We start from the raw sequence: 24,489 nt of genomic DNA, 5'->3' as shown, positions 1-24,489 counted from the left end.
GCGACCACTCAGAAGCGCGCGCCGCGACGACCGCCGCGCTCGTCGTCGCCCCAGCGGGAGACGAGGCCCTCGCCGCGGTCGCCCCGCTGCCCACGACGGTCATCACGACCGCCACCGTGGTGCGGGCGCGAGCCGCCGCGCTGGCCCTGGCGCGGACCGCGAGGTCCGGCCGGCCCACGCCGGTGCTGCTTGGGACCGGCGATGAGGCGCTGGAAGTCGTCCTCGGCGATGGCGACACCGCTGGGCGTCGTCGCGCCGGTGGCCGCGAGGGTCGCGTCGCCGGGCGTGGCCCGGACCGGCGAGATCTCGAGGCCGGCGTCCTTGAGCTGGCGCTCCATCGTCTTGCGCTGGTGCGGCAGCGCCAGGGTCACGACGGTGCCCTTGTCGCCGGCGCGGGCGGTGCGGCCCGAGCGGTGCAGGTAGTCCTTGTGGTCGGCCGGCGGATCGACCTGCAGGACGACCGAGACGTCGTCGACGTGGATGCCGCGGGCGGCGACGTCGGTCGCGACGAGCACCGGGAGGGTGCCGTCACGGAAGGCGCCGAGCACGCGGTTGCGCTGGCCCTGGTTGAGGCCACCGTGCAGCGCCGCGGCCATGACGCCCTGCTCGCGCAGCTGGAGCGCGATGCGGTCGGCGCCGAGCTTCGTGCGGCAGAAGACGACGGTGCGCCCCTCGCGGTTGGCGACCTCGGCCGTGATGACCTTCTTGTGCTGCGGGTCGATGAGCAGGACGTGGTGGTCCATGCCCTCGACCGAGGCGGTGGCGTCGTTCGTCGAGTGCGTCACCGGGTCGGTGAGGTACTTCTCGACGAGGGCGTCGATGCCGCGGTCGAGCGTCGCCGAGAAGAGCAGGCGCTGGCCGTCGGCCGGGATCTTGTCGAGGCTCGTCGTGATCTCGGCCATGAAGCCCATCTCGGCCATGTGGTCGGCCTCGTCGAGCACCGTGATCGCGATGTCGTCCATCTCGACCGCGCCGCGCTCGAGGAGGTCGTTGAGGCGGCCCGGCGTCGCGATGAGGATGTCGACGCCCTTGTTGAGGGCGTTGATCTGCGTCGTGTAGCTGAGGCCACCGGCGACGAGCTTGTGGCGCAGGCCGGCGACGTGCACGAGCGGTTCGAGCGCGTCGGAGATCTGCATCGCGAGCTCACGCGTCGGGGTGAGGATCAGGGCGTGCGGCTTGCGCGGGCGACGCTGCAGGTCCGCCTCGAGCAGGCGCGTGATGAGCGGCAGGCCGAACGCGAGCGTCTTGCCCGATCCGGTCTGGCCGCGGCCCAGGACGTCCTTGCCGGCGAGCGCGTCGGGGATCGTCGCCGTCTGGATCGGGAACGGGGCGGTGATGCCCTCGCGGGCAAGGCGCTCGACGATGCGCTCGGGCAGGCCGAGGGCGGCGAAGCCGTTGTCGGCCGCGACGTCCACAGGTCCGTCGGAGACGTCGGCGCGGGTGGCCTTGGTCCAGTTGTCGGCGTCCATGCGCTCGGCCTCGGCGTCCTCGAAGCTCACGGGAGCCGGGGCTGCGAAGCGGTCGCCACCGCGGTCGTTGCGGTCGTTGCGACGGTCGAACGACGGACGGTCGTCACGACGCTGGAAGCCGCGGTCGCCACGGTCGTCACGACGCTGGTAGCCGCCGCGGTCGCCACCACGGTCGAAGGAGGGACGGTCGTCACGACGCTGGAAACCGCCACGGTCACCGCCGCGGTCATCGCGACGGTCGAACGACGGACGGTCCTCGCGACGCTGGAAGCCACGGTCGTCACGACGCTGGAAACCACCGCGGTCGTCACGACGGTCGAACGACGGACGGTCATCGCGACGCTGGAAGCCACGGTCGCCACGGTCGTCACGACGCTGGAAACCACCGCGGTCACCGCCGCGGTCGTCACGACGGTCGAGCGAGGGACGGTCCTCACGGCGCTGGAAGCCGCGGTCGCCACGGTCGTCACGACGCTGGAAGCCGCCACGGTCACCGCCGCGGTCGTCACGACGGTCGAACGAGGGACGGTCCTCGCGACGCTGGAAGCCGCGGTCGCCACGGTCGTCACGACGGTCGAACGAGGGACGGTCCGAGGAGCGGCGCTCGTCACGCGGGGCGCGCCACTCGCGGCCGCCCACGTGGCTGGCACCCGACGACGTCGGGCGTGAGGTCTTGGGGCCACCCTGGCCGCGGTGCGGCTTCTTGGACGCGGCGGCCTTCTTCTCGGTGGTCCAGCGGGCCTTCTTGGGCGCGCCGGAGGAGGTGTGCTTGGGCATACGTATTCAACTCTCTTGACTCGATGCAGACTTCGCCTCGAGCCGTGAGTCACACCACGACCATGCAGACGAGCCTCAGGCGCAGGAAGATCTGCGCCCCATGTGTACCGGTGCCCGGCATCTGTGCCGTCCGGCGATCGGATCCGCTCCGCGTCAGTGCCGGGCCGCGCCGTCTGCGCGGTCTTCCGGTGGGGGTGTCACCCCGTCGGACGAGCCTGCCCGCCGGGCATCCCCGGCGCCATCTCTTCCGTCGTGATCCGAGGAGACCTCGGAGTCGGATGTCCCCAAGTCTAACAGCGACGCAGCCTGGCCCGGACCACGAGGGCTGCAGCCCCCAGCGTCACGCCGACGAGATCGAGCACGGCGTCCCACACGTCGCCGGTGCGCCCGGGGAGCAGGAAGTGCTGCACGAGCTCGCTCACCGGAGCGTGGACCGCGAAGACCAGGACCACGGTGCGCACGGACCCGAGAGCGCGCCCCACGGCATACGTGGGCACGGCGAAGACGAGCAGGTGCACGACCTTGTCGGTCCAGCTGACGGGGCCCTCGACGGTGACGACCGGCCAGTAGAGCGCGAGCAGCTGCACGACGACGGCGACCACGGCGAAGCCGACGACGAGCGGTGGGGCGGGAGCGGACCGTCGCGGGAGGCTCGTCATGGCACCGCAGTCTAGGTAGGTTGCGACGAGGGCCCGGACCCATCGGCGGGGGCCGCGACGAGAGGATCCCCATGGGCAAGCGCACGGTCACCGTCACCGGCACCGGCAGGGCGGCCGTCTCCCCCGACGTCGTGCGGCTCGACCTGCGGGTCGGTCACGACGCCGCCGACGTCGCGGCGGCGCTCGCCGGCGCGACCGCGGGCATCACGAAGGTCGGGTCGGTCATCCGCGAGCACGACGTCGCGGACGCCGACATCCGCACGCTCGACGCCGCGGTCAATCAGCGGTGGGACAACAGCGGGACGGCCGTCGGCTTCACGGCCCAGCAGCGGCTCGCCGTCACGGTGCGCCGCCTCGAGTCGGTCGGCGAGATCCTCGAGGCCGCCGCGGCGGCCGTCGGCAACGCGCTCCTCGTGGACCAGGTGCGGCTCGACGTGTCCGACCGCAGCGACGGGCTGCGACGCGCGCGCGACGCAGCCTTCGCGGACGCCCACGGCAAGGCGGAGCAGTATGCCGGCCTCTCCGGCGCGCAGCTCGGCGCCGTCCTCGGGGTGGCCGAGACGGGCGCCGTCCCGGTCTCCGGAGGCCGCGAGATGAAGGTCATGGCAGTGGCGGCCGCGGCCGGTGGCATGCCGGTCGAGGGCGGCGACCTCGACCTCGGCGCCTCGGTCACGGTGACGTGGGAGCTGCGCTGACGTCGGAATACCCGCCCCGCGCCATCCGTTGGGACAGACATGGCTACCACTGACCTGACCGCGCAGTCCTTCGAGAAGACCGTTCTCGACAACGACATCGTCCTGGTCGACTTCTGGGCGTCCTGGTGCGGCCCGTGTCGGCAGTTCGCCCCTGTCTACGACGCCGCCTCGCAGAGTGGCGACAACGAGGGCATCGTGTTCGGCAAGGTCGACACCGAGGCCGAGCAGTCCCTCGCGTCCGCGGCGAACATCACCTCGATCCCGACCCTGATGGCCTTCAAGGAGGGCGTGCTCGTCTTCGCCCAGCCCGGCGCGCTGCCGCAGTCCGCGCTGCAGGACGTCATCGAGCAGGTCAAGAACCTCGACATGGCTCCCATCAAGGAGCAGATGGCCGCAGAGGCCGCCGGCGCGGCCGAGCAGGCCTGACGACCCGCTGAATCGCGACGCGGTGGATCCCCGGCACCCGGTGCCGGGGATCCACCGCGTTCGTCTGTCCCTGCCGCGAGGCCACCGCTGCGCAGGCGCACGAGCGGCCTGACGGCAGACGCACGGAGGGCGTCCCGCGAACGGGACGCCCTCCGTGCTGCTGACCAGCGAACTTGCGTGACGTGGCCACCACGGAAGTGGTGGAGGTGGCGGGAATTGAACCCGCGTCCGATGACGAGAGACCAAGACTTCTCCGGGTGCAGTGCGCTATGGCTTTTCTCGGCCCCAGGGCTCGCACGCACGCGTCCCCTGACAGGCCCAGATGAGCAAGAGTCCCGCGCAGCCCCCCAACATGACTGCGCAGCAAGTTTCCTAGCTGATGCCAGGCACTGAGTCGGAAACTAGCTCAGGCTGACAGACTTCGAGGCTCGCTCAGGCGGCGAGGGCGAAGTCGGTGCGCTTGGAATTGGCACCTATTGGTTTACAGGGAGCGTTTACGAGATAACCCTGCATCCTCGACCCGCTTCTCCTGATGTGTCGACCACCGTCGAAACCGATCACCCCCATGAGGGGTGTCCACGTCACGCTGTTCTCTTGTCAAGCAACCCTGCGCTCCACCGAGGTGGAGAACACAGTATGCAGGAGGAACGCTCGGGCGGTCCAAGCCATTCCCGCGGGTGTCCCCGCGCCCGCTCCCCTCCCTTTCCCGCCGTTCCCGCGACTCGCACCGGCCGGACCCACCACTAGGCTTCCGACCGTGGTCGACGCGGACCACCCCGTCGCCCCGCACCCTGGAGGTCCGATGTTCCGCAAGGTTCTCGTCGCCAACCGAGGCGAGATCGCCGTCCGAGCCTTCCGGGCCGCGACGGAGCTCGGCGCCCGGACCGTGGCCGTCTTCCCCTACGAGGACCGCAAGAGCGAGCACCGGCTCAAGGCCGACGAGGCCTACCAGATCGGCGAGGAGGGCCACCCGGTCCGCGCCTACCTCGACCACGAGGCGATCGTCGCCAAGGCCGTCGAGGCCGACGTCGACGCGATCTACCCCGGCTACGGCTTCCTGTCCGAGAACCCCCTCCTCGCCGAGGCGTGCGAGGCGGCCGGCATCACCTTCATCGGGCCGCCGGCGTCCGTGCTGCACCTGACCGGCAACAAGGCCCGGGCCATCGCGGCCGCGCGCGAGGCCGGCCTGCCGACGCTGCGCGGCTCCGAGCCCGGCACCGACCTCGACGCCCTCGAGGCGGCGGCTGCCGAGATCGGCTTCCCGGTCTTCGTCAAGGCCGTCTCCGGCGGTGGCGGACGAGGGATGCGCCGGGTCGAGTCCAGCGAGGGCCTGCGCGACGCCCTCGAGGCAGCCCAGCGCGAGGCCGAGTCGGCCTTCGGCGACCCGACGCTCTACCTCGAGGAGGCCGTGGTCAACCCGCGGCACATCGAGGTGCAGGTGCTGGCCGACAGCACGGGCGAGGTCGTCCACCTCTACGAGCGCGACTGCTCCCTCCAGCGTCGCCACCAGAAGGTCGTCGAGATCGCGCCGGCGCCCAACCTCGATGCCGACACCCGCGCCCGGATGTGCGCCGACGCCGTCGCCTTCGCCCGCTCGATCGGCTACGTCAACGCCGGCACGGTCGAGTTCCTCCTCGGCGAGGACGGCCGCTACGTCTTCATCGAGATGAACCCCCGCATCCAGGTCGAGCACACGGTCACCGAGGAGGTCACCGACATCGACCTCGTCGTCATGCAGATGCAGATCGCGTCGGGCGACACCTTCGCGTCGATGGGCCTGCGGCAGGACGACATCCGCACCAAGGGCTTCGCGCTGCAGTGCCGCATCACGACCGAGGACCCCGCGAACGGGTTCCGTCCCGATGCCGGCACGATCACGGTCTACCGCTCGGCGGGCGGCAGCGGCGTGCGCCTCGACGGCGGCACGGTCTTCGTCGGTGCGGAGATCAGCGCGCACTTCGACTCGATGCTCGTCAAGCTCACCTGCCGGGGAATGACCTTCCCCATCGCGGTCCGCCGGGCGCAGCGAGCGCTCGCGGAGTTCCGCATCCGCGGCGTCTCGACCAACATCCCCTTCCTAGAGGCCGTCCTCAGCGACCCCGTCTTCCAGGACGGGCTGGCGACGACGTCGTTCATCGACCAGCGCCCCGAGCTGCTCGCGGCGCGCGTCAGTGCCGACCGCGCGACGAGGCTGCTGACCTACCTCGCCGACGTCACGGTCAACCAGCCCAACGGCCCGGTCACGACGCGGGTCCGCCCGCGAACCAAGCTCCCCCAGCTGCCGGACACCCCGGTGCCCCCGGGCGCCCGCGACCGTCTCCGCGCCGACGGGCCGGCCGCCTTCGCGCGCGCCCTGCGCGAGGCCAACGACGTCGCCGTCACCGACACGACCTTCCGGGACGCCCACCAGTCGCTCCTCGCGACCCGGATGCGCACGCGCGACCTGCTCCACGTCGCGCAGCACGTCGCGCACCTGACACCGCAGCTGCTGTCGATGGAGGCCTGGGGCGGCGCGACCTACGACGTCGCCCTGCGCTTCCTCGCCGAGGACCCGTGGGAGCGGCTCGCCGCCCTGCGCGAGGCGATGCCCAACATCCCGCTCCAGATGCTGCTCCGCGGGCGCAACACCGTCGGCTACACGCCCTACCCGACGGCCGTCACCGACGCCTTCGTCCACGAGGCGGCCCGCACGGGGCTCGACATCTTCCGCATCTTCGACTCCCTCAACGACGTCTCCCAGATGCGTCCGGCCGTCGAGGCGGTCCTCGCGACCGACACCGCGGTCGCCGAGGTGGCGCTCTGCTACACCGGCAACCTCATGAGCCCGGGCGAGAAGCTGTACACGCTGGACTACTACCTGCGCCTCGCCGAGCAGATCGTCGACACCGGCGCACACGTGCTCGCCATCAAGGACATGGCCGGACTCCTGCGCGCGCCGGCCGCGGCCCGGCTCGTCCGCGCCCTGCGGGAGCGCTTCGACCTACCGGTGCACCTGCACACCCACGACACCGCCGGCGGGCAGATCGGCACCCTGCTCGCCGCCATCGACGCCGGGGTCGACGCCGTCGACGCCGCGACCGCGACGATGGCGGGCACGACGAGCCAGCCCTCGCTGTCGGCGCTCGTCGCGGCCACCGACGACACCGACCGGCCCACCGGGCTCGACATCGAGCACGTCTTCGCGCTCGAGCCCTACTGGGAGGCCGTGCGCCACCTCTACCGCCCCTTCGAGTCGGGGCTCGACTCCCCGACCGGACGCGTCTACTTCCACGAGATCCCGGGCGGCCAGCTCAGCAACCTGCGGCAGCAGGCCATCGCCCTCGGCCTCGGTGACCGCTTCGAGGCCATCGAGGACATGTATGCCGCGGCCAACCGCATCCTCGGCAACGTCGTCAAGGTGACCCCGAGCTCCAAGGTCGTCGGCGACCTCGCGCTCGCGCTCGTCGGGGCGGGCGCCGACCCGAAGGACTTCGAGGATGACCCTCAGAAGTACGACATCCCCGACTCGGTCATCGGCTTCCTCAACGGCGAGCTGGGCGACCCGCCCGGCGGCTGGCCCGAGCCGTTCCGCACCAAGGCCCTCGCCGGACGCCGGTCCAAGCCGCGCCTGACCGAGCTGACCCCCGAGCAGGAGAAGTCCCTCGTCGAGTCGCCGAGGCGCACCCTGAACCAGCTCCTCTTCCCCGGCCCCACGAAGGAGTTCGAGTCCTCGCGCGAGTCCTACGGCGACCTCTCGGTGCTCGGCACCGTCGAGTTCCTGCACGGTCTCGAGCAGGGCGAGGAGTACGAGGTCGAGATCGAGCAGGGCAAGCGGCTGCTCATCGGGGTGCAGGCCGTCGGCGAGGCGGACCCCAAGGGCATGCGCACCGTGATGTGCACCCTCAACGGGCAGTTCCGACCGATCCAGGTGCGCGACCGCTCCGTCGACGCGGACGTCAAGTCCGCCGAGAAGGCCGACCCCGGGGCCGCCGGCCAGGTGGCCGCCCCCTTCGCCGGCGTCGTGACGCTCGCGGTCGCCGAGGGCGACACCGTCGAGGCCGGCGGCGTCGTCGCGACCATCGAGGCGATGAAGATGGAGGCCAACATCACGAGCCCGGCCGGGGGCACCGTCTCCCGCGTCGCGATCGGCACGCAGCAGCAGGTCGAGGGCGGGGACCTGCTCGTCGTCATCGGCTGACGCCGAGGGACCGTCCCGACCGTCCGCGCCGCCCTCGTGGTCCACGTCGGACGCACGAGCGGCACCCTGCGCCGGGTGGGCTAGGAAGCCGTCGCGAGCCCGCGGACGAGGCGCAGGGCCTCCTCCACCGAGCCGGTGACGTCGGGGATCGGGAACAGCGTGGCGCGCACCACCCGGTCCCGGTCGACGACGAGGGTCTGGCGCTTCAGGCGGGTCGTGCCGCCGGCACGGAAGGTCGGCAGCCGCAGGGCGGTCGTCAGCTCGAGGTCGGCGTCGGACTGCAGCGGGAACCGCAGGCCGTTGGCCTCGGCGAACGCAGCCTGCTCGCTGGGCCGCTGGGTCGAGACCCCGACGACCGCGGCCCCGAGCTCCGCGAACTCCCCGAGCCGGTCGCGGTAGGTGCACGACTCGAGGGTGCAGCCGATGCCGCCGGGGATCTCGTCGGCGCCGGGGAAGGCGTTGCCGGGGTAGCAGTAGACGACGGTGAAGGGCTGCTCGGTCACGGGGTCGAGGGCGCTCAGGCGAGGGACCCGCGTGCCGACGAGCGCTGCCACCCTGGCGGCCTCGTTGGAGTCGGTGGCGGCTCCGGCGTCCGGACGGCCGTCGCCGAGCAGCCACGTGTCACCGAACTCCTGCAGGGCGCCGAGGACCGGCAGCGCGCCGCGACCGAGCGCCGTGAGGACGTACTCGTGCCGGGGCGGTCGCTCGGAGTAGGCGCGGCGCTCGAGGAGGCCGTCGGCGACGAGCGCCTCGAGGCGCTGGGTCAGCACCTTGCGCGAGATGCCCGTCTCGGCGACGAGCGCCTCGAACCGGGTCCGGCCCCCGGCGACGTCCCGCAGCACGAGAAGGCTCCACGGGTCGCCCAGGACGCCGACGGCCTGGGCGATGCCGCAGGGGTCGTCGGGGCGTGCGTGCCGCCTCGTCATGTCCTCATCCTAACTGGGTTTCCAAAAGAGACTCACTATGGTCTGATGAGCCGGTGAGAGATCTCAGGGACCTGCCGCGCGTCGTCTGGGTGCTGGCAGCGGGGCGCTTCGTCAGCTCGGCCAGCGCCTTCCTCATGCTCTTCCTCGTGCTCTACCTCACCGGGCCGCGCGGAGTCGGCGTCGTCCCGGCCGGGATCATCGCCGGCTCGAACGGCGTCGGGGCGCTGCTCGGCAACTTCACGGGCGGGCGCTTCGGCGACCGTCACGGTCACCGGCGCGTCCTGCTGCTCGCGGCAAGCGTCGTCGGCGTCCTCACGGCCCTCATCCCGTGGCAGCCGGTGTGGCTGCTGGCCGTGACGATGCCCGTCACCGGCTACCTGGGGGCGGTCGCCTCACTGGGCCAGGGAGCGCTCGCGGCCCTCGCCGTGCCGGCCGGGTCGCGTCGGTCGTCGGTGGCCGTCAGCCGTGCTGCCTCCAACGCCGGCTTCGTCATCGGGCCACCGGTCGGGGCACTGCTCGCCACCCGCGGCTACGACACGCTCTTCGTGCTCGACGGCGTACTCACCCTCGCGCTGCGCCACGTCACGTCCCGCTTCCTGCCCGACGAGGCGCCCGTGGCGCGCGAGCGCGATGCCCCGGCCGGCCTCTGGCGGGCTGTCCGGGCCGACCGCTCCCTCCTGCTGCTCCTGACGGGCGTCGTGCTCGTCGACCTCGTCTACCGCCAGCTCTACTCGACCCTCCCACTCCACCTCCGCGACCACGGCCAGCCGCTCGCGCTCTACACCCTGCTCGTCGCCATCGGCTCGGGTCTGATCCTGGCCCTCGAGATCCCGGTCACCCTGTGGTTGCGCGACCGGCCGGCGATCCCCGTCATCGCCACCGGATACGCCCTGGTGGCAGTCGGATTCGTCATCTTCGGCTTCACGTGGCTCGGTGTCGCCGTCGCGGCCGTCGTGGCCATGGTGGTGCTGACCGCCGGCGAGATCCTCTACAAGACGACCGCGACCGCCCACGTGCTCGACGCGGCGCCGCCCCATCTCGTCGGGCAGTTCCAGGGGCTCTACACGGGAGCCGCGACGAGCGGCACCATGCTCTCGGCGCCGCTCGGCGGGATCGTGTATGCCGCGTCGCCGGGACTGCTGTGGCCGCTCTGTGGCGTCGTGGCGGGCGTCGGCGTGGTGCTCGCCCTCGCCGCCGGTCGTGTCGGCCCGCGGCTACCAGGACCCGGAGGACGACCCGCCACCGCCACCGCCGGAGAAGCCGCCACCGCCGGAGAAGCCCGACGAGCCGGATGAGCCCGGCGTCGAGGTGAACGTCCCGGTCGAGGTCGTCGAGAACGAGTCGACGCCGGCGGCGATGCTCGTGAAGTCCGGGAAGGCGTTGCCGCTCCAGACGTACCAGGTCGGCATGATGAGCGGCTGGTTGGCCGCCTCGGCGGCTCTGGCGACGTCGGCGAAGGTCTGGGCCCACCGGTCGGCGACACCGAACACCACGGCATACGGCAGGTAGCGGCTGAAGACGTTGGACGCCTCCTCGAACTCGATCTGGCCGGCCTCGGCGGTCGTGAGGTACTCCTTGAACCCCAGCGACTGCGCGAGCACGGCGGAGCCCTCCGCGGTCTTGGCAGCCATCCGGCCCCCGAGGGCCCAGACGATGATGCCCGCGACGACGAGGCCGATGCCGAGCGCCACTCCCCCGCTGAAACCGCCGCCGAGGATCGCGCTGATGGCCGGGCGGCCGTAGAAGAGGACGAGGCCGCCCAGAGCTGCGATGACGAGGCCGAGGCCCTGCCACGCGCCGCGCTGGGTCTGCGGCGAGGAGCGGAACCACCCTCGGGTCACGACCTCCTGGTACATCGCACCCTGGATGCGCTTGAGGGTGCTCGCGAAGGTGTTCTTCAGCTCCGACAGGCGCACGACGTCGCCCCGGGTCGAGAAGATGCCGTCGAGCAGCTGCCGCTCGTAGGGCAGCAGGCGCTCGTCCGCCGGCGGCGCGAGCCGGGTCAGGCTCCAGTCGGTCCGGCTGAAGACACCCTCACCGGTGATCTCCTCGATGCGCAGGAAGCCTCGGACGGCGAGGTCGATGAGGGTCGCGGACACGTCGATGGGGTTGGCGGTCTCGTCGATGATGGTGCCGACCATGCCGGGCTGGACGCCGGCAGGGGGCTGGAACTGGACCGCCACGGTGGTGGACCCGCCACGGACCGTGGCCGCCGCCGGCGTGCCGTCGCCCGTCGCCCCGGTGCCGAAGGCCGGCGACAGGCCCGGGGTGAGGTCTGCGTAGCGTTCGTCGCGCCCACGCGTCCACACCAGGGCGCCCATGACGGCCAGCGCGAGCACCGGTGCGCCGATGGCGCCGGCCCACGCCGCCGCGTTGGCGGCCGGAGCGGCCTCGGAGCCGACCGAGGCGCCGGAGTCGCCCTGGCGCACGTCGGCGCGCACGTCACCGAAGGCGGAGGCAGGGTAGGAGGCGAGCACCGACATCGCGTCGCCCGGGGCGAGGGCGTCGGCCGAGAACGTCGCAGGGTCGCCGGAGGTGGACCGGCACGGGGTGTCGGATCGGCTGACTCCCTGGTAGCAGGCGACCTTCGTCGACCCGGTCGGGGCGTTGACGGTCACGGAGACGCGGTCGCGGGCCGTCATCTCGTTGGTGCCGAAGACGTTGTAGTAGAGCTCGACGGTGTCGGCCTGGCTCGAGTCCGTGGCCGACTTGCCGTCCGCCGTGATCGGGTTGAGCACGTTGTGCAGCGTGTAGCTGACCTTGTAGACCTGCGTGCCGCTGGTGTACTCGCTCGACGACCCGATCCGGATCTCGCGGGAGGCCCCCATGTCGCTGACCCGGAACGCGTCAGGAGCCCCGCTGGGGCTCGAGACCGCGACGTCGGTCAGGTCGTAGTAGCGGTAGCGGTTCTCCTCGTCGTTCCAGCCCATCCGCACGACGATGTCGCGGAAGATGCCGTGCTTCTGCTCGCCGGACGGGAAGCGCCACGTGATCGTCTCGGTGACCTTCATGCTGCCGTCGCGCTGCACGTCGTAGACGGCGACGAAGGAGTCCATGCCCTCGTCGCCCGCGGCATACGCCGTGCTCGACGGTGCGAGGAGCAGCAGGGCGGCGGCGACGAGCAGGCCCAGCACGCCGAGCCGACGGCCGTGCCTCACGCTCGGTCGCAGCGAGCGGGTCGATCCAGCCATCGTGTCCTCCACGTCGTCGGTGCTTCCATCCTGACACCGGACGCGGCGCGCGAGCACCCGGTTCCGGCCGGGCGCCACCGTGTCGCGCGACCGCCGTCGCACGGTCGACGACGGCGGGTCTGCGGCTGCGGGTCAGCCTGTGGTCAACGGCCGGTCAGCGCCGGCGGTTGGCCGCGCTCATCGCCCGCTGGGCCTCACGGGTGTCCTGGCGCTCGCGCAGGGCGTGCCGCTTGTCGTACTCCTTCTTGCCGGTCGCGATCGCGATCTCCACCTTGGCGCGGCCGTCCTTGAAGTAGAGCGACAGCGGGACGATGGTGCGACCGCTCTCGCGGGTCTTGTGCGCGATCTTCTCGAGCTCGGACCGGTGCAGGAGCAGCTTGCGCTTGCGGCGCGGGGCGTGGTTGTTCCACGTGCCGTTGAGGTACTCGGGGATGTGGACGTTCTCGAGGTAGAGCTCGTCGCCCGTGAACATCGCGAAGCCGTCGACCAGCGAGGCGCGCCCCATCCGCAGAGCCTTGACCTCCGTGCCGGACAGCACGATGCCGGCCTCGAAGGTGTCGTCGATGAGGTAGTCGTGTCGGGCCTTGCGGTTGCTCGCGATGAGCGACCGCCCCTTCTCCTTGGGCACCGGACGTCCTTCCGACTCGGGTCTGCGACCGCAGCGCACGAGACGTGCGCGGGGTGCGTGGTCTGCCGTCACCGCACGGCGCGGGTCAGCGCACCAACGCTACCCCGAAGGGCAGCCCGACTCAGAGTCGGTTTCCTGCGGTGGCGCCGCTCAGAGCCACTTGCGCGGGTTGACCGGGGTGCCGTCCTCGTAGACCCCGAAGTGCAGGTGGCAGCCCGTCGAGTAGCCCGTGGTGCCGGAGTAGCCGATGAGCTGGCCACGGTTCACCGACCCGCTGAACTTCACGATGCTCGTCAGGTGGTTGTAGGTGGTCACGAGGTCGACGCCGCGGTGGATGCCGTGGTCGATGACGACCTGGTTGCCCCAGCCGCTGGCGCGCCAGCCGGCGCGGACGATGGAGCCCGGCGCCGCGGCATACACCGGGGTGCCGCACGCGATGCCCCAGTCGAGACCGTCGTGGAGCATCCACTTCTGGAGCACGGGGTGCCAGCGCATGCCGAACCCCGACGTCGTGGGTCCGATGGCCGGGTAGCTGAGGTAGTTCGACGGCGTGTTGTCGCTCTGCACAGGCGGCGGCGTCTTGGGGACGTAGACCTGGCCGCGCTTCTTCGCCGCGGCGGCCTTGGCGCGCTCGGCGCGGATCTTGGCCTCGCGCTGCGCACGCAGCTTGGCCAGGCGCTTCTGCTCGGCGATGCGGGCCTTGCGGGCCTGCTCGACGAGGATGGCCTGGAGGCGGGCCGACTCGGCACGCGCGGAGGCGAGGTCGGCTGCCTCGTTCTTGCGCTGGACCGCGAGGTCGGCCGCGTAGCCCGTCTGCTTGGCCTTGAGCTGGTCGAGCTGGGTCCTGGCCGCTGCTGCGTTCTGGGTGGCGGTGACGGCGTTGTTCTTGGCGACGATGGCCTGGTTCTTGGCCTGCGTGGCGGCAGCCGCGGCCGCCTCGGCGCCGCGCAGGGCCGCCTCGGCCTGGCGCTTGAGGTCGTCGATCTCGCCGCGCACAGCCGTGAGGTAGGCGCGGGTCGAGGTGTTGTCGGCGGTCATCGCCGCGAGCTTGTCGATGGTGTCGCTGGCGACGGCGCTGGCGGTGTCAGCCATGACGAGGCGGTTGGCGAAGTCCTGCGGGGACGTCGAGCCGAACACCATGCCGAGCTGGGACTCCTGGTCGCCGCCCTGGAAGACCTCGGCGGCGTAGGAGTCCAGCGCGTCCTGGCTCGAGACGAGGTCGGTGGAGCTCTTGGCGAGCTGCTCCTTGGCGCGCTGCTCGTTGGCCTGGGCGACGGCCAGGCGCTGGGCCACGGCCTCGTTGTGGGCCCGGGCCTTGGCCTCGGCGTCGATGGCACGCGCCTCGGTGGCCTCGGCCGCCGCCTGCGCCGCGACCGCACGGGCCTGCGCCCCCTGGGCCGCCACGACCCGCTGCTGCGCGATGGGCAGCGCCGCGTTGGTGCGCTGGAGGTTGACGTAGGCCCGGGCGAGCGAGGCGTTGGTGCCCTCGAGCTGCTGGCCCAGCGCCGCGATCTTCTGGTCGTTGCGCTTCTTCTGGTCCGACACGGAGTCGGCGCGCGCGACGAGGGCCGTGCCCACGGACACGGAGCACGCCACGACGAGCCCCGCGGCCGTCAGCCGGGTCGCGGGACCGCTCTTCTCAGAACGCCTCATGAGCCACATATGCTCCATTGGTACCACAGGTCACTCGCGTTGGGGAGATATCGCGCGTTTCGGCCGCGGACAGCATGGCGCCAGTGCCCCGGCGTGCGAGCGGAAACCGCGAAACTGCTCCGAGCGAGGGGTCAGCGCGAGGGGTCAGACCCGGAGGTAGCGGCGCAGCGTCACCCAGGAGGTGAGGCTGGACAGCACGACGACGCCGAGCACGACGAAGGGCGCGACGTAGTAGACGTCGGCCACCCCGATGAACGCCGTGTCGGTGAGGGTCTGGCTGAGGAAGCCGACGACGCCGTAGCGCACCGTGGCCCAGAGCATGCCCATCGCCAGCACCGCGCCGAGCACGCTCGACAGGACCGTCTCCATGACGAACGGGAACCGGATGGTGAAGTTCGAGGCCCCGACGAGGCGCATGATCCCCGTCTCGCGCCTCCGACTGAAGGCGGTCTGGCGGATCGTCGTCGAGATGAGCATGACGGCCGCGAGGACCATGAGCGAGGACAGCGCGATGGCCGCCCACGACACGGTGTTCATGAAGGTGAAGAACTTCTCGAGGAGCTTCTTCTGGTCCTGGACGTCGGCGACGCCCGGCATGCCCTTGATCGAGCTCGCGACGACGTCGAACTTGCCGGCGTCGTTGAGGTTCACCCGGTAGGAGTCGGCGAAGTACGACTCCCCCGCGCGGGCCAGTGGGGAGTTCTTGTACGTCTGCTTGAACCGGTCGAAGGCCTCGTCGCGCGACTCGTAGTAGACCTCCTTGACCGTCGGCTTGAGGGCCTCGAGCTCGGCCTTGATGGCCGTGCGCTGCGCGTCGGTCGTCGCCTCGCCCGCGCAGTTGGTGAAGCGGGTCTTCTCGGCGCAGAGCAGGACCGTGACCTGGACGCGGTCGTACCAGTAGTCCTTCATGGTGTCGACCTGCCGCTGGCCCATGAGGCCGAGCCCGAGGAGGTACATCGAGATCATCGTGACGATGACGACCGAGACGGCCATCGAGAGGTTGCGCCGGAGGCCGTTGCCGATCTCGCCGAGGAGGAACTGGAATCGCATGTCGTGTCTCGCTCCGTCTCGCGCTCAGCGGTCGCTGGTCTGGACTGCCTTGTGCCGGCGGAAGATCCCGCCCCTGGCCCGTGGCGCGTCCTCGTCGCGACCGATGGGCGGCATCGTGACCGACGGCTCGTCGGGTGCGCCGGGTGCCTGGCCGCCGTCGCCGTGGTCGTATGCCGCGGGGTCGCCGTCGTCGTAGCCGTCGGGGACCTCTGGCGCGTCCGCAGGACGGGCCGAGGTCTCCTCCTCGAGCCGGACACGCGGGATCGAGCCGGTCGTGTAGTCGCCCGCCTCCATGTCGCTGACGAGCACCCCGCGGTCGAGCCGGATGACGCGCTTGCGCATGGCGTTGACCGTCACGGTGTCGTGCGTCGCCATGACGACGGTCGTGCCCGTGCGGTTGATGCGGTCGAGCAGCTGGACGATGCCGAGGCTCGTGTCGGGGTCGAGGTTGCCGGTCGGCTCGTCGGCGAGCAGGATCGGCGGGCGGTTCACGAAGGCGCGGGCGATGGCGACGCGCTGCTGCTCACCACCGGAGAGCTGGTGCGGCAGGCGCTTCTCCATCCCGGCCAAGCCCACGAGCTCGAGCGTCTCGGGGACCGTCTGGCGGATGCGGGCTCGGCTGCTGCCGAGCACCTGCAGCGCGTAGGCGACGTTCTGGAAGACCGTCTTGTTGGGCAGCAGGCGGAAGTCCTGGAAGACGCAGCCGATCTCGCGGCGGAGGGCGGGAACCTTGCGCTCGGGCAACCGATCGAGGTCGCGGCCGGCCACGAGGATGCGACCGCGCGTCGCGTCCTGCTCCTTCATGACGAGCTGCATCAGCGTGGACTTGCCCGAACCGGACGTTCCCACGACGAAGGCGAACTCGCCGCGAGGGATCTCGAGGTTGACGTCGTCGAGCGCCGGACGCGTGGTCCGCGGGTAGGTCTTCGTGACGTTCTCGAAGAGGATCATGCGGCGTGCCTCGACTCGTACTGGGCTGGGCGTCAGCGGGACAGCGGCTGGGCTGGGTGGGCACGTGCCGGCATACGTCGGCGGGCGTGCACGAACCGCCTACGAGGCTACGGGCACCCGGGCGAATCACCCGGAAAGCAACGGGGCCCGGCGTGGCGGCCCCGAGGGACGCGCGTCAGCACACGAGCGAGCTGAGGCCCTGCGCCGACTCCGAGCCCGCGCGGACGAGCTTGCCCCAGCCCTGCGTGCACGACGTCGTCGTGCGCACCGGCGCGGAGTAGCTCAGCTGCTGCCGGTTCGCGCTCGTGGTGAAGCCGCGCGTCTCGGGCTCCCCGCGCACGGCGATCCCGGCCGACGACCGGTAGGCGAAGCCGCGGGCGTGGTACTGGTCCCAGACGTAGACGGACGCGAAGTTCATCCACGCGGAGCCGGCGGCGTCGCGGCACCAGCCGATGTACTGGCGGACCGTGAAGGCCGACATGCCGAGGTCGCTGACGACCAACTTGCCGCCGATCTGCCGGACGCTGCTGCACGGCACGGACGCGGTGGAGGCGGTGGACGTGGCGGAGACGGTCGCTGCGGTGGGTGCGGACGATGCGGAGCGCGCGACGGGTGCGGCCGACGCCGACGAGGCGAGGGCAACGGCGACGACGGTCGAGGCCAGCAGGGTGGCCACGGCCGCGCCCAGGCGGTGGAGGGGTGACATGGGCGGAACCTCTCAGGCGGGTTCGGATGCTGGCCCGACCCTACGAGCGGTGGGGCCCCCGCGCCCGTCGAAAGGCTGGATCGCCCGAAATGTCAGTCCTGCTGGCGGTTCTGGCCGATCTGCCAACGGATCCCGGCCTCGATGAAGCCGTCGATGTCGCCGTCGAACACCGCGCTCGGGTTGCCCGTCTCGAACTCGGTCCGGAGGTCCTTGACCATCTGGTACGGGTTGAGCACGTAGGAGCGCATCTGGTCGCCCCAGCTCGCCTTGACGTCGCCGGCCATCTCCTTCTTGACCGCGGCCTCCTCGGCCTTGCGCTGCAGGAGCAGGCGGGACTGGAGGACGCGCAGCGCGGCGGCGCGGTTCTGGATCTGGCTCTTCTCGTTCTGCATCGACACGACGATGCCGGTCGGGAGGTGCGTCATGCGCACGGCCGAGTCGGTCGTGTTGACGCTCTGTCCACCGGGACCGCTCGAGCGGAAGACGTCGATCTTCAGCTCGTTCTCGGGGATCTCGATCGAGTCGTCGCTCTCGATGAGCGGGATGACCTCGACGGCCGCGAAGCTCGTCTGGCGACGGCCCTGGTTGTCGAACGGGCTGATCCGCACCAGGCGGTGCGTGCCGGCCTCGACGGAGAGGTGGCCGAACGCGTAGGGCACGTTGACCTCGAAGGTGGCGGACTTCAGGCCCGCCTCCTCGGCGTAGGAGGTGTCCATGACCTTCGTCGGGTAGCCGTGGCGCTCGGCCCAGCGGAGGTACATGCGCATGAGCATCTCGGCGAAGTCGGCGGCGTCGACGCCACCGGCGCCGGCGCGGATCGTGACGACGGCCTCGCGCTCGTCGTACTCGCCCGCGAGCAGGGTGCGCACCTCGAGCTCGCCGACGTCCTTCTTCAGGGTGGCGAGGTCGCGCTCGGCCTCCTCGAGGGTGGCGGCGTCGCCCTCCTCCTGGCCCATTTCGACGAGCGTCTCGAGGTCCTCGATGCGCGCGTCCATGCCGAGGACGCGGTCGCGCTCGGAGTTCGCGCGGCTCAGCGCGCTCGTCACCTGCTGGGCGGCGTCGGGGTCGTCCCACAGGTCGGGGGCGGAGGCCTGCTGCTCGAGCTCGTCGATGGTCCGGGCGAGCTCGTCGAGGTTCGTGACCCCGCGCACCGAATCCATCGTCGCGCGCAGGTCCTTGATCTCTTGCGTGAAGTCAACAGCCACGAGGCAGCAGCCTACGGCAGCACGGAGGTGCCTCGCGCACGCCGGGCGCCCCGTACGCACGTCGGTGGACCGAGCGGGCACGTCGGTAGGCCGCGCACGCCACGGGGCCGAACGCATACGCAAGGAGTCGGGCGGGACGTTCGGCCCTGCCGCCCGCACCCGGACCGCGTCACGATCGGACGGGGACCGCTGCGCGTCCGCTGTCCCACACCGGCGCGAAGGGGACGCAGGAGGAGGTGGGCGCGATGACCGTCATGCCGGCGCCCGAGCGGCCACGCATCCAGGTCGGGACGGCGCTCCCTCCCCCACCCAGGGCGCTCGCACCGGTGGCGGTGAAGGGTGGGCGCGATCCTCGGACTGCTCCTCGTCGTGCACGTCGCCGGCGGCTGGTACTTCGCCGGACGCATCGCCAGCGACGCCCTCGCGGCTACGCCCGGCACGATGACGCCCGCCTTCGACGACGCGCAGGTCGTGTCGGTCGCCCGCGACCGCATCACGCTGCGCCGGGGCGTCGACGCCGCCGCCAACTTCGAGGCGCCGGCGTCGTACGGGCTGACGTGGGCCGGTGGCACCGGGCACGTCGGCCCGGCCGTGGTGAACCCCGACGGCACCGTCACCCGCCCGCTCGACGTCGTGACCGGCAAGGCTCCGAAGGCCGGCCAGGGCGCGGCCATCGAGCGCGCCTACTACGTCGGGGACCCGTCGACGACGCTCGGACTCAAGACCCGCACCGTCACCATCGCCGGCGCACCCGCGTGGTTCGTGCCGGGGCTGAAGCCCTCGGTGAGGACCGTGGCGATCTTCGTGCACAGTCAGAACGGGACGCGGATGGACGGGCTCCGGTTCGTGCAGTCGGCGCACCGGGCCGGCCTGCCCGCGCTGCTCATCAGCTACCGCAACGACACCGGCGCGCCGGCCGACCCCTCGGGACGCCTGCAGTACGTCGCCACGGAGTGGCGCGACCTCGACGCGGCCGTGGCCTGGGCCCAGGGGCAAGGGATGAAGCGCGTCGTGCTCGCCGGCCAGTCGATGGGTGGCGCCGTCGTCGCCGCCTTCCTCGAGCACTCCTCGCGTCGCGGCGTCGTCACGGCCGTCCTGCTCGACTGCCCGATGCTCTCGCTCCCGCAGATGGTGTCCAACGGCGCCGGGTCGGCCCTCCCCGGAGGCCTGCCCGTCCCCGGAAGCATCATCTGGGTGGCCGAGCGGATCGCCGCCGTGCGCTACGACGTCGACTGGTCGGCCGTCGACTACCTCGACGACACGAGCTGGCTCACCGTCCCGGCGCTCGTGCTGCACGGGACCGCCGACCCGACGGTGCCCGTCGCGACGTCGGAGCAGCTGCGTGACGCGAAGTCGGGCCTCGTGAAGCTCGTCGAGTTCCCCAAGGCGCTGCACGCCGAGTCGTGGAACTTCGACATGTACCGATGGGACGGGGAGGTCGTGGGATTCCTCAGGCCACGCGCCCGCTGACGACGGACCCGACGGACCCGACGGGCAGGCCTCCCCATTGCCAAGGCCGCCGGTGCGGGTGAGGATGCCCGCACCGGACGACCGGTCGGCCGTCCGGCAGGAGCAGGACATCAGGGGAAGGACAGGGGTATGCGCATTCGTGCTGCGCTCGTACGGCTCGTCGCGGTCGTCGGGCTCGTCGCACCGATGGGAGTCGTCGCCGCCTCCACATCGACGGCGGCGGTCACGTGTCCGCCGCGTCTGGGGCTGTCGTGGTTCAACAGCCACTTCGACGTGGGGACGACCATCCCGTACACGAACACCGACTACGTCTCCCAGGGCGTGGCGTACTGGCCCGCCAAGGACTGGATCATCACCTCGCTCAGCGACGACACGTGGCTCCCGGGCCGCAACATGCTGGCCGTCAAGAACCGCTCGACCGGCACGCTGGTCAAGCGGGTCTTCGTGCAGTACTCCGACGGCGCCGAGATCAAGGGCCACATGGGCGGCGTCTCCGTCGCGGGCGGCAGCCTGCTGCTCTCGACGAGCTCGAACGGCAAGAACCTCTTCCGCTTCTCGCTGCGCTCGCTCGAGCTGGCTCCGCACAACACGGCCCTCAAGACCAACGGGTCGTACGGCGTCAAGGCGAGCTCGTACAACACCGCCTCCGGCGGCTACCTCTACGTCGGCTCGTTCAGCGACGCACTGACCGGCTCGTCGACGATGTGGCGCTACAAGCTCACCTCGACCCAGGCGCCGACCGGCACCCCGGTGGCCATCAGCACGCCGACCCGCGTGCAGGGCGCCGTGGTCGGCGACGGCCACTACATCTTCAGCACCTCCTACGGCCGGAACTGCTACAGCCAGCTGAAGTTCAAGAAGATCAGCACCGGGAAGTACGGCCGGTCGATCGAGATCCCGCCGATGAGCGAGGGCATCGTCCACGTGCCCCGTGGCGCGGCAGGTCCGGCCAGCGACTGGGTCTACGTCAACTTCGAGTCCGGCTCGGACCAGTACAAGGACGCGACGATGCGCCAGTTCCGCTTCCAGCACGCCTACCTGACGTCACTCACCCCGTGACGGTGGTCGGCTGGGACTTCCGAGACCGCTGAGACACAGATCGGGCCCACGGCAGACGCCGTGGGCCCGATCTCGTTGCGGTGCAAGCTCCCCCGAGCAGTAGTGCGTCTCGATCAGTAGTTGCCGGCCATCCACTGGATGTCCTGGCCGGAGGGCTTCGTCATGGCCAGGTAGGAGTTCGTCGCGGCATACATGACGCTCTTGGGGTTGGTGGAGTGCGGGAGGCCGCCGCAGTGGCCGAGCTCGTGGATGGCCATGTGCTCGGAGTAGGGCATGTTGGCGAAGGCAGGCCCGAGCTTGACGGTGCAGCCGGTGATGACGCTGCCGCTGCTGACGAGGGTGGCCTCGCCGATCGCTCCGCTCAGGGGCTGCTCGGGCAGCACCTTGATGTTGGCCTTGGTGGGGTCGGTCGTCATGCTGACGTTCCAGCCGGACTTGCGCCACTCCGAGACCGCCTCGGAGACCTTGAACGACGTGGTGCCGGTGGCGTCGTAGACGAGGGCCGGGCTCGTCCAGTGGCCCCAGTAGGCCGGGTTGACGGTCGGGGCGGGCTTGGCGGCCTGCGAGGGGGCTGCTGCGCCGACGGCGAGGCCGATCGCTGCCAGGACGACGAAGATGATCCGCTTCATGTGCCTTCTCCTGCTGTGGGGGACGTGCTGGGGGCTCAGGACTTCGGTGGCTCCATGCGGGGGTGTGAACACACGCCGAGACCACCGGGGGTGGTGGCCTCGAGGGGATTGGCGCTGTTTGTCCAAATTATCGACTTCGTGGGCAGATGAGATGTTTTTGACGATCTCTTGACCTTTGCCGACCGCGTGGTGGGACAACCTCCCAGCGAAGGCCCAGCCACGGGGCGGCGCGGCTGGCAGGCGCCGACGTGTGCCGACGGCAGGCGGGCGCCGGGTACGGCGAAGGCCCGCTCCCGGGCGCGGGGGCGGGCCTTTGAGCAGTGCGGACGCGTCAGCAGTACTTCGAGGTGCCGACGCCCTTCCACGTGCACGTGTCGACGGTCGTGCCCGAGGCGTTCTTGAGGTAGGCCGTGTCGCCGGTGTTGTTCCAGACGTACCAGGACTTGTTGTAGTAGCGGTGGGTCGACGTCGCGGACCCGCGCCCGGTGTGGACGGTGACGGACGCCCCGGCCTTGAGGGTGAAGGTCGGGAACCGGTAGGTGTAGCCGGTCTTGTCGCGCAGGGTCCAGCCGGTGAGGACCCGGTTGCTGCGCGTCGTGTTCTTGATGACGACGTACTCGGCGTTGAGGCTCGTGTTGCTCCCGGTGTCGGAGCCCGGGGAGTCGTACTGGACCTTGTAGATCATGATCGCCGGCAGGGCCTGGGCCGAGCTCGCGGCGGCGATCGGGGCCGCCACGGCGAGGCCGAGGCCGGTGGCGGCGACGAGGCCCTTGGTGAGCATCGTGGTGAGGGTCTGGTGCATCGAATCCCTGTCTTTGGGCGGCTCCCTGGCCGCGGCACGTTCGGATGGCGCCGTCCGTGGGACGACGCCATCGCTGCTGTCTCGACGCGTTGGCCGCCACACATGGGATGAGCAGCGGCTCAGTCGTCGACGACGGACGCTAGTGCGGATTCGACTGGCGCGAGACCGTTTTGCCCGATCTGCGCGGAAGACTCACCGTATCGGCGCGCGCGCCCGGGAGGTCACCGTGATGGTGACGCTGCCGCCCAGCGACTCGAGCACCCAGCCGCTCATCGGCAGGGTCGCCGTGCCCTGGAGGGTGACGACCGCCGTCGCTCCGTCGCTCGTGCCGGTGTCGGGGACGACCGACCACGAGGTGATCCCGGGCGGCATCGGGGTGCGGGCGAGATGCGCGCCGGCGCCCTGCGCCACGGACTCGTCGGTCAAAGCGAGCTGGTCGAGGACGCCACCCTCATAGGCCGCGCGTTCGTCGAGCGCGTCGGCGGCATCCAGCGCAGCCGAGTCGGCCGTGTCGAGCAGGCGCATCCGGGCGAGCTGGGCGGCGGTGACGTCGACCGCTCCGAGGACGAGCAGGGTCGCGAGCACGAACAGGCCGAGCGCCAGAACCCCGATCTGGCCCCGGTCGCCGGAACCGGCCGGCTCGAGCCTCCTCCGCATCGTCGACCACCGGGCTGTCAGCCCGTGCACGTGCCGAAGCAGCAGCGCGAGCCAGGGCGCATGGCGACCGGGCCAGGCGGCATACGTCCGCGGCCGACGGGCAGTCATCGGGCCACGAACCTGTCGACGGAGGCGACGTGGGTCGACGTGATGGTCACGGACGTGGGCACGTGGGCGGCGATGAAGTCGGGCACCAGTGGCAGCTGGACGGCGATGCTCGCCGTCGACGTGACGGACCCGTCGGGACGCAGGCAGGGTGAGCCGTCGCACGACACCGACACCTGGGAGCCCTGCTCGAAGGAGAAGTCCGAGAAGGCCAGCGCCGCAGCGGCCCTCGCCCGGGCATACCCCTCGTCATCGGTCGGCGCGGTGACGAAGGCGCGCCCGGCCTCACGCCCGGCGAGCGAGGCGGAGAAGGAAGCGGCCTGCAGTCGAGCCGCGGTGAGGACGAGGTAGGTCAGCGGCAGGAGGAGCAGGATGCCGAGGAAGATGAACTCGAGGATCGCGCGGCCATCCTCGCCCCGTGCGGGGCCCGAGGCGTCTGCGCGGGCGCGACGGGCTGCTGCTCGGACGACGGCGTCCTGTGCACGGATCATCGGCTCGACCCTGAGACGACCTGCTCCTCGCTGAAGGCACGACCGGAGACGGTCAGCGCACCGGAGGGTCCGATCGGCCCGATGACCGGCAGCGGCGCGGTGACCCGCACCTCGACGACCCGCACCCCCGACGACGTCACGGAACGAGTCGCGCTGACGTCCTGCGCGAACGACGAGCTGAGGGAGGAGGTGATGAGCGCCTGGGTGCGCCCCACCCCGTCGCCGGGCTGGGCGTCGGCCCGGGCGCCGTAACGCGCCCCCTCGGACGCAGCCGAGATCAGGGTGTTGCGGACGTACAGCGCGAGTCCGAGCTGGAAGACGCCCATCGCGACGAAGAGCAGGAGGGCTGCCACCATCACGAACTCCGCCACGGCAGAGCCTCGGTCGCGGTCCGGGCGCACGGTCCGCACGTTCGGAGCGCCGACCGCCGGACAGCTCCCGCCCGCCGCTGGCCTCGACCGCCGGCGGAGACGGTCGAGGAGTGTCGCGGGGCCGAGCAGTGCCGCGAGCCCCTCGGGCCTCACGGTCCCTTGACGTCCGAGATGGCGTCGCTGAAGAGCTCGCCGAGCTGCGGGCCGGCGATGGCCCAGAGCGCGGTCACGAGCCCTGCCGTCATGATCGTGATGAGGACCCAGCCCGGGACGTCGCCCCGGTCGCGGGGACCGTCGATGCGCCGGGAGACGGCTGCGAGAGCCGTTCGCGCGCGGTGGTGGCTCCTCATGATGCGGTTCATTCTCTTTCTCCCTGTGTCGTGGTGCGGTGG

At 71.2% G+C, this 24,489-nt stretch carries 22 protein-coding genes and 1 other RNA gene; 6 read left to right on the top strand and 17 right to left on the bottom strand.

Annotation, left to right across the window (positions count from 1 at the left end):
• Positions 1 to 8: 8 nt before the first annotated feature.
• Positions 9 to 2,246 carry a DEAD/DEAH box helicase gene (locus U5C87_RS11775; protein ID WP_330472779.1) on the bottom strand — a complete coding sequence of 746 codons (2,238 nt, stop codon included), beginning with the start codon at positions 2,244 to 2,246 and terminating at the stop codon, positions 9 to 11.
• Between the two features lie 290 nt (positions 2,247 to 2,536).
• Positions 2,537 to 2,905: a VanZ family protein gene (locus U5C87_RS11770; protein ID WP_330472778.1), complete on the bottom strand. Its 369-nt coding sequence runs from the start codon at positions 2,903 to 2,905 to the stop codon at positions 2,537 to 2,539.
• 71 nt (positions 2,906 to 2,976) lie between these two features.
• Between U5C87_RS11770 and U5C87_RS11765 the strand changes: the two genes are divergently transcribed.
• Positions 2,977 to 3,600, top strand: a complete 624-nt coding sequence (locus U5C87_RS11765; protein ID WP_330472777.1) for an SIMPL domain-containing protein — start codon at positions 2,977 to 2,979, stop codon at positions 3,598 to 3,600.
• A 39-nt stretch (positions 3,601 to 3,639) separates the two neighbouring features.
• On the top strand, positions 3,640 to 4,026 hold the full coding sequence (gene trxA / locus U5C87_RS11760) for a thioredoxin (RefSeq protein ID WP_330472776.1): 387 nt from the start codon (positions 3,640 to 3,642) through the stop codon (positions 4,024 to 4,026).
• Between the two features lie 198 nt (positions 4,027 to 4,224).
• Here the strand turns inward: trxA and ssrA are convergent.
• Positions 4,225 to 4,591: a transfer-messenger RNA gene (gene ssrA / locus U5C87_RS11755) on the bottom strand.
• Positions 4,592 to 4,828: 237 nt separating this feature from the next.
• Between ssrA and U5C87_RS11750 the strand changes: the two genes are divergently transcribed.
• Complete coding sequence (locus U5C87_RS11750; RefSeq protein ID WP_330476685.1) at positions 4,829 to 8,203, top strand: pyruvate carboxylase; 3,375 nt, start codon at positions 4,829 to 4,831, stop codon at positions 8,201 to 8,203.
• A gap of 80 nt (positions 8,204 to 8,283) precedes the next feature.
• On the opposite strand, the gene U5C87_RS11745 is transcribed toward U5C87_RS11750, so the two are convergent.
• A complete protein-coding gene (locus tag U5C87_RS11745) occupies positions 8,284 to 9,129 on the bottom strand; it encodes a winged helix-turn-helix transcriptional regulator (RefSeq protein ID WP_330472775.1) in 846 nt (281 codons plus the stop codon).
• 53 nt (positions 9,130 to 9,182) lie between these two features.
• On the opposite strand from U5C87_RS11745, the gene U5C87_RS11740 reads away from it, so the two are divergent.
• Positions 9,183 to 10,424 (top strand): MFS transporter, encoded by a 1,242-nt coding sequence (locus tag U5C87_RS11740; protein WP_330472774.1) that lies wholly within the window; start codon positions 9,183 to 9,185, stop codon positions 10,422 to 10,424.
• Here the strand turns inward: U5C87_RS11740 and U5C87_RS11735 are convergent.
• From U5C87_RS11735 to prfB, 7 genes are all read right to left on the bottom strand, one after another.
• On the bottom strand, positions 10,344 to 12,320 hold the full coding sequence (locus tag U5C87_RS11735) for a DUF2207 domain-containing protein (protein WP_330472773.1): 1,977 nt from the start codon (positions 12,318 to 12,320) through the stop codon (positions 10,344 to 10,346). The genes U5C87_RS11740 and U5C87_RS11735 overlap by 81 nt on opposite strands.
• Before the next feature lie 154 nt (positions 12,321 to 12,474).
• Positions 12,475 to 12,948 (bottom strand): SsrA-binding protein SmpB, encoded by a 474-nt coding sequence (gene smpB, locus U5C87_RS11730; protein WP_330472772.1) that lies wholly within the window; start codon positions 12,946 to 12,948, stop codon positions 12,475 to 12,477.
• 150 nt (positions 12,949 to 13,098) lie between these two features.
• Entirely contained in the window at positions 13,099 to 14,601 is a 1,503-nt protein-coding gene (locus U5C87_RS11725) for a M23 family metallopeptidase (protein ID WP_330472771.1), read from the bottom strand.
• Between the two features lie 144 nt (positions 14,602 to 14,745).
• Complete coding sequence (ftsX, locus tag U5C87_RS11720) at positions 14,746 to 15,651, bottom strand: permease-like cell division protein FtsX (protein WP_030202947.1); 906 nt, start codon at positions 15,649 to 15,651, stop codon at positions 14,746 to 14,748.
• A 24-nt stretch (positions 15,652 to 15,675) separates the two neighbouring features.
• The gene (gene ftsE / locus U5C87_RS11715) at positions 15,676 to 16,602 is read right to left on the bottom strand and encodes a cell division ATP-binding protein FtsE (protein ID WP_330472770.1); all 927 of its coding nucleotides are present in this window, start codon (positions 16,600 to 16,602) and stop codon (positions 15,676 to 15,678) included.
• Positions 16,603 to 16,777: 175 nt separating this feature from the next.
• A complete protein-coding gene (locus tag U5C87_RS11710; RefSeq protein WP_330472769.1) occupies positions 16,778 to 17,308 on the bottom strand; it encodes a hypothetical protein in 531 nt (176 codons plus the stop codon).
• Positions 17,309 to 17,400: 92 nt separating this feature from the next.
• A complete protein-coding gene (gene prfB / locus U5C87_RS11705) occupies positions 17,401 to 18,513 on the bottom strand; it encodes a peptide chain release factor 2 (RefSeq protein ID WP_330472768.1) in 1,113 nt (370 codons plus the stop codon).
• A gap of 339 nt (positions 18,514 to 18,852) precedes the next feature.
• Here prfB and U5C87_RS11700 point away from each other — a divergent pair, with 339 nt between their 5' ends.
• Both U5C87_RS11700 and U5C87_RS11695 read left to right on the top strand, forming a co-directional pair.
• Complete coding sequence (locus U5C87_RS11700; RefSeq protein ID WP_330472767.1) at positions 18,853 to 19,983, top strand: alpha/beta hydrolase; 1,131 nt, start codon at positions 18,853 to 18,855, stop codon at positions 19,981 to 19,983.
• 129 nt (positions 19,984 to 20,112) lie between these two features.
• Positions 20,113 to 21,042 (top strand): hypothetical protein, encoded by a 930-nt coding sequence (locus tag U5C87_RS11695; protein WP_330472766.1) that lies wholly within the window; start codon positions 20,113 to 20,115, stop codon positions 21,040 to 21,042.
• Positions 21,043 to 21,155: 113 nt separating this feature from the next.
• Here U5C87_RS11695 and U5C87_RS11690 read toward each other — a convergent pair whose 3' ends face one another.
• The 6 genes from U5C87_RS11690 to U5C87_RS11665 form a co-directional block, all read right to left on the bottom strand.
• Entirely contained in the window at positions 21,156 to 21,671 is a 516-nt protein-coding gene (locus U5C87_RS11690) for a M57 family metalloprotease (protein WP_330472765.1), read from the bottom strand.
• 331 nt (positions 21,672 to 22,002) lie between these two features.
• A complete protein-coding gene (locus U5C87_RS11685) occupies positions 22,003 to 22,473 on the bottom strand; it encodes a lamin tail domain-containing protein (RefSeq protein ID WP_330472764.1) in 471 nt (156 codons plus the stop codon).
• 192 nt (positions 22,474 to 22,665) lie between these two features.
• The gene (locus tag U5C87_RS11680; protein WP_330472763.1) at positions 22,666 to 23,238 is read right to left on the bottom strand and encodes a pilus assembly protein TadG-related protein; all 573 of its coding nucleotides are present in this window, start codon (positions 23,236 to 23,238) and stop codon (positions 22,666 to 22,668) included.
• The gene (locus tag U5C87_RS11675; RefSeq protein WP_330472762.1) at positions 23,235 to 23,726 is read right to left on the bottom strand and encodes a pilus assembly protein; all 492 of its coding nucleotides are present in this window, start codon (positions 23,724 to 23,726) and stop codon (positions 23,235 to 23,237) included. Before U5C87_RS11675 ends, U5C87_RS11680 begins: the two co-directional genes overlap by 4 nt.
• Positions 23,723 to 24,082 carry a TadE family protein gene (locus U5C87_RS11670; protein WP_443082055.1) on the bottom strand — a complete coding sequence of 120 codons (360 nt, stop codon included), beginning with the start codon at positions 24,080 to 24,082 and terminating at the stop codon, positions 23,723 to 23,725. Before U5C87_RS11670 ends, U5C87_RS11675 begins: the two co-directional genes overlap by 4 nt.
• Before the next feature lie 164 nt (positions 24,083 to 24,246).
• On the bottom strand, positions 24,247 to 24,459 hold the full coding sequence (locus U5C87_RS11665) for a hypothetical protein (RefSeq protein WP_330472760.1): 213 nt from the start codon (positions 24,457 to 24,459) through the stop codon (positions 24,247 to 24,249).
• Positions 24,460 to 24,489 lie beyond the last annotated feature (30 nt).

The sequence above is a fragment of the Terrabacter sp. C0L_2 genome (assembly GCF_036352015.1).
Taxonomy (GTDB): Bacteria; Actinomycetota; Actinomycetes; order Actinomycetales; family Dermatophilaceae; genus Terrabacter; species Terrabacter tumescens.
Note: the sequence above shows the minus strand (reverse complement) of the source record. Positions and strands in the feature narration are given on the sequence as shown.

Excerpts from the sequence above, each read along its gene's own strand:
- U5C87_RS11775 (WP_330472779.1), bottom strand. The coding sequence starts at position 2,246 with ATGCCCAAGCACACCTCCTCCGGCGCGCCCAAGAAGGCCCGCTGGACC.
- U5C87_RS11770 (WP_330472778.1), bottom strand. The coding sequence starts at position 2,905 with ATGACGAGCCTCCCGCGACGGTCCGCTCCCGCCCCACCGCTCGTCGTC.
- U5C87_RS11765 (WP_330472777.1), top strand. The coding sequence starts at position 2,977 with ATGGGCAAGCGCACGGTCACCGTCACCGGCACCGGCAGGGCGGCCGTC.
- trxA (WP_330472776.1), top strand. The coding sequence starts at position 3,640 with ATGGCTACCACTGACCTGACCGCGCAGTCCTTCGAGAAGACCGTTCTC.
- U5C87_RS11750 (WP_330476685.1), top strand. The coding sequence starts at position 4,829 with ATGTTCCGCAAGGTTCTCGTCGCCAACCGAGGCGAGATCGCCGTCCGA.
- U5C87_RS11745 (WP_330472775.1), bottom strand. The coding sequence starts at position 9,129 with ATGACGAGGCGGCACGCACGCCCCGACGACCCCTGCGGCATCGCCCAG.
- U5C87_RS11735 (WP_330472773.1), bottom strand. The coding sequence starts at position 12,320 with ATGGCTGGATCGACCCGCTCGCTGCGACCGAGCGTGAGGCACGGCCGT.
- U5C87_RS11725 (WP_330472771.1), bottom strand. The coding sequence starts at position 14,601 with ATGAGGCGTTCTGAGAAGAGCGGTCCCGCGACCCGGCTGACGGCCGCG.
- ftsX (WP_030202947.1), bottom strand. The coding sequence starts at position 15,651 with ATGCGATTCCAGTTCCTCCTCGGCGAGATCGGCAACGGCCTCCGGCGC.
- ftsE (WP_330472770.1), bottom strand. The coding sequence starts at position 16,602 with ATGATCCTCTTCGAGAACGTCACGAAGACCTACCCGCGGACCACGCGT.
- U5C87_RS11710 (WP_330472769.1), bottom strand. The coding sequence starts at position 17,308 with ATGTCACCCCTCCACCGCCTGGGCGCGGCCGTGGCCACCCTGCTGGCC.
- U5C87_RS11695 (WP_330472766.1), top strand. The coding sequence starts at position 20,113 with ATGCGCATTCGTGCTGCGCTCGTACGGCTCGTCGCGGTCGTCGGGCTC.
- U5C87_RS11690 (WP_330472765.1), bottom strand. The coding sequence starts at position 21,671 with ATGAAGCGGATCATCTTCGTCGTCCTGGCAGCGATCGGCCTCGCCGTC.
- U5C87_RS11685 (WP_330472764.1), bottom strand. The coding sequence starts at position 22,473 with ATGCACCAGACCCTCACCACGATGCTCACCAAGGGCCTCGTCGCCGCC.
- U5C87_RS11680 (WP_330472763.1), bottom strand. The coding sequence starts at position 23,238 with ATGACTGCCCGTCGGCCGCGGACGTATGCCGCCTGGCCCGGTCGCCAT.
- U5C87_RS11675 (WP_330472762.1), bottom strand. The coding sequence starts at position 23,726 with ATGATCCGTGCACAGGACGCCGTCGTCCGAGCAGCAGCCCGTCGCGCC.
- U5C87_RS11670 (WP_443082055.1), bottom strand. The coding sequence starts at position 24,082 with ATGGTGGCAGCCCTCCTGCTCTTCGTCGCGATGGGCGTCTTCCAGCTC.
- U5C87_RS11665 (WP_330472760.1), bottom strand. The coding sequence starts at position 24,459 with ATGAACCGCATCATGAGGAGCCACCACCGCGCGCGAACGGCTCTCGCA.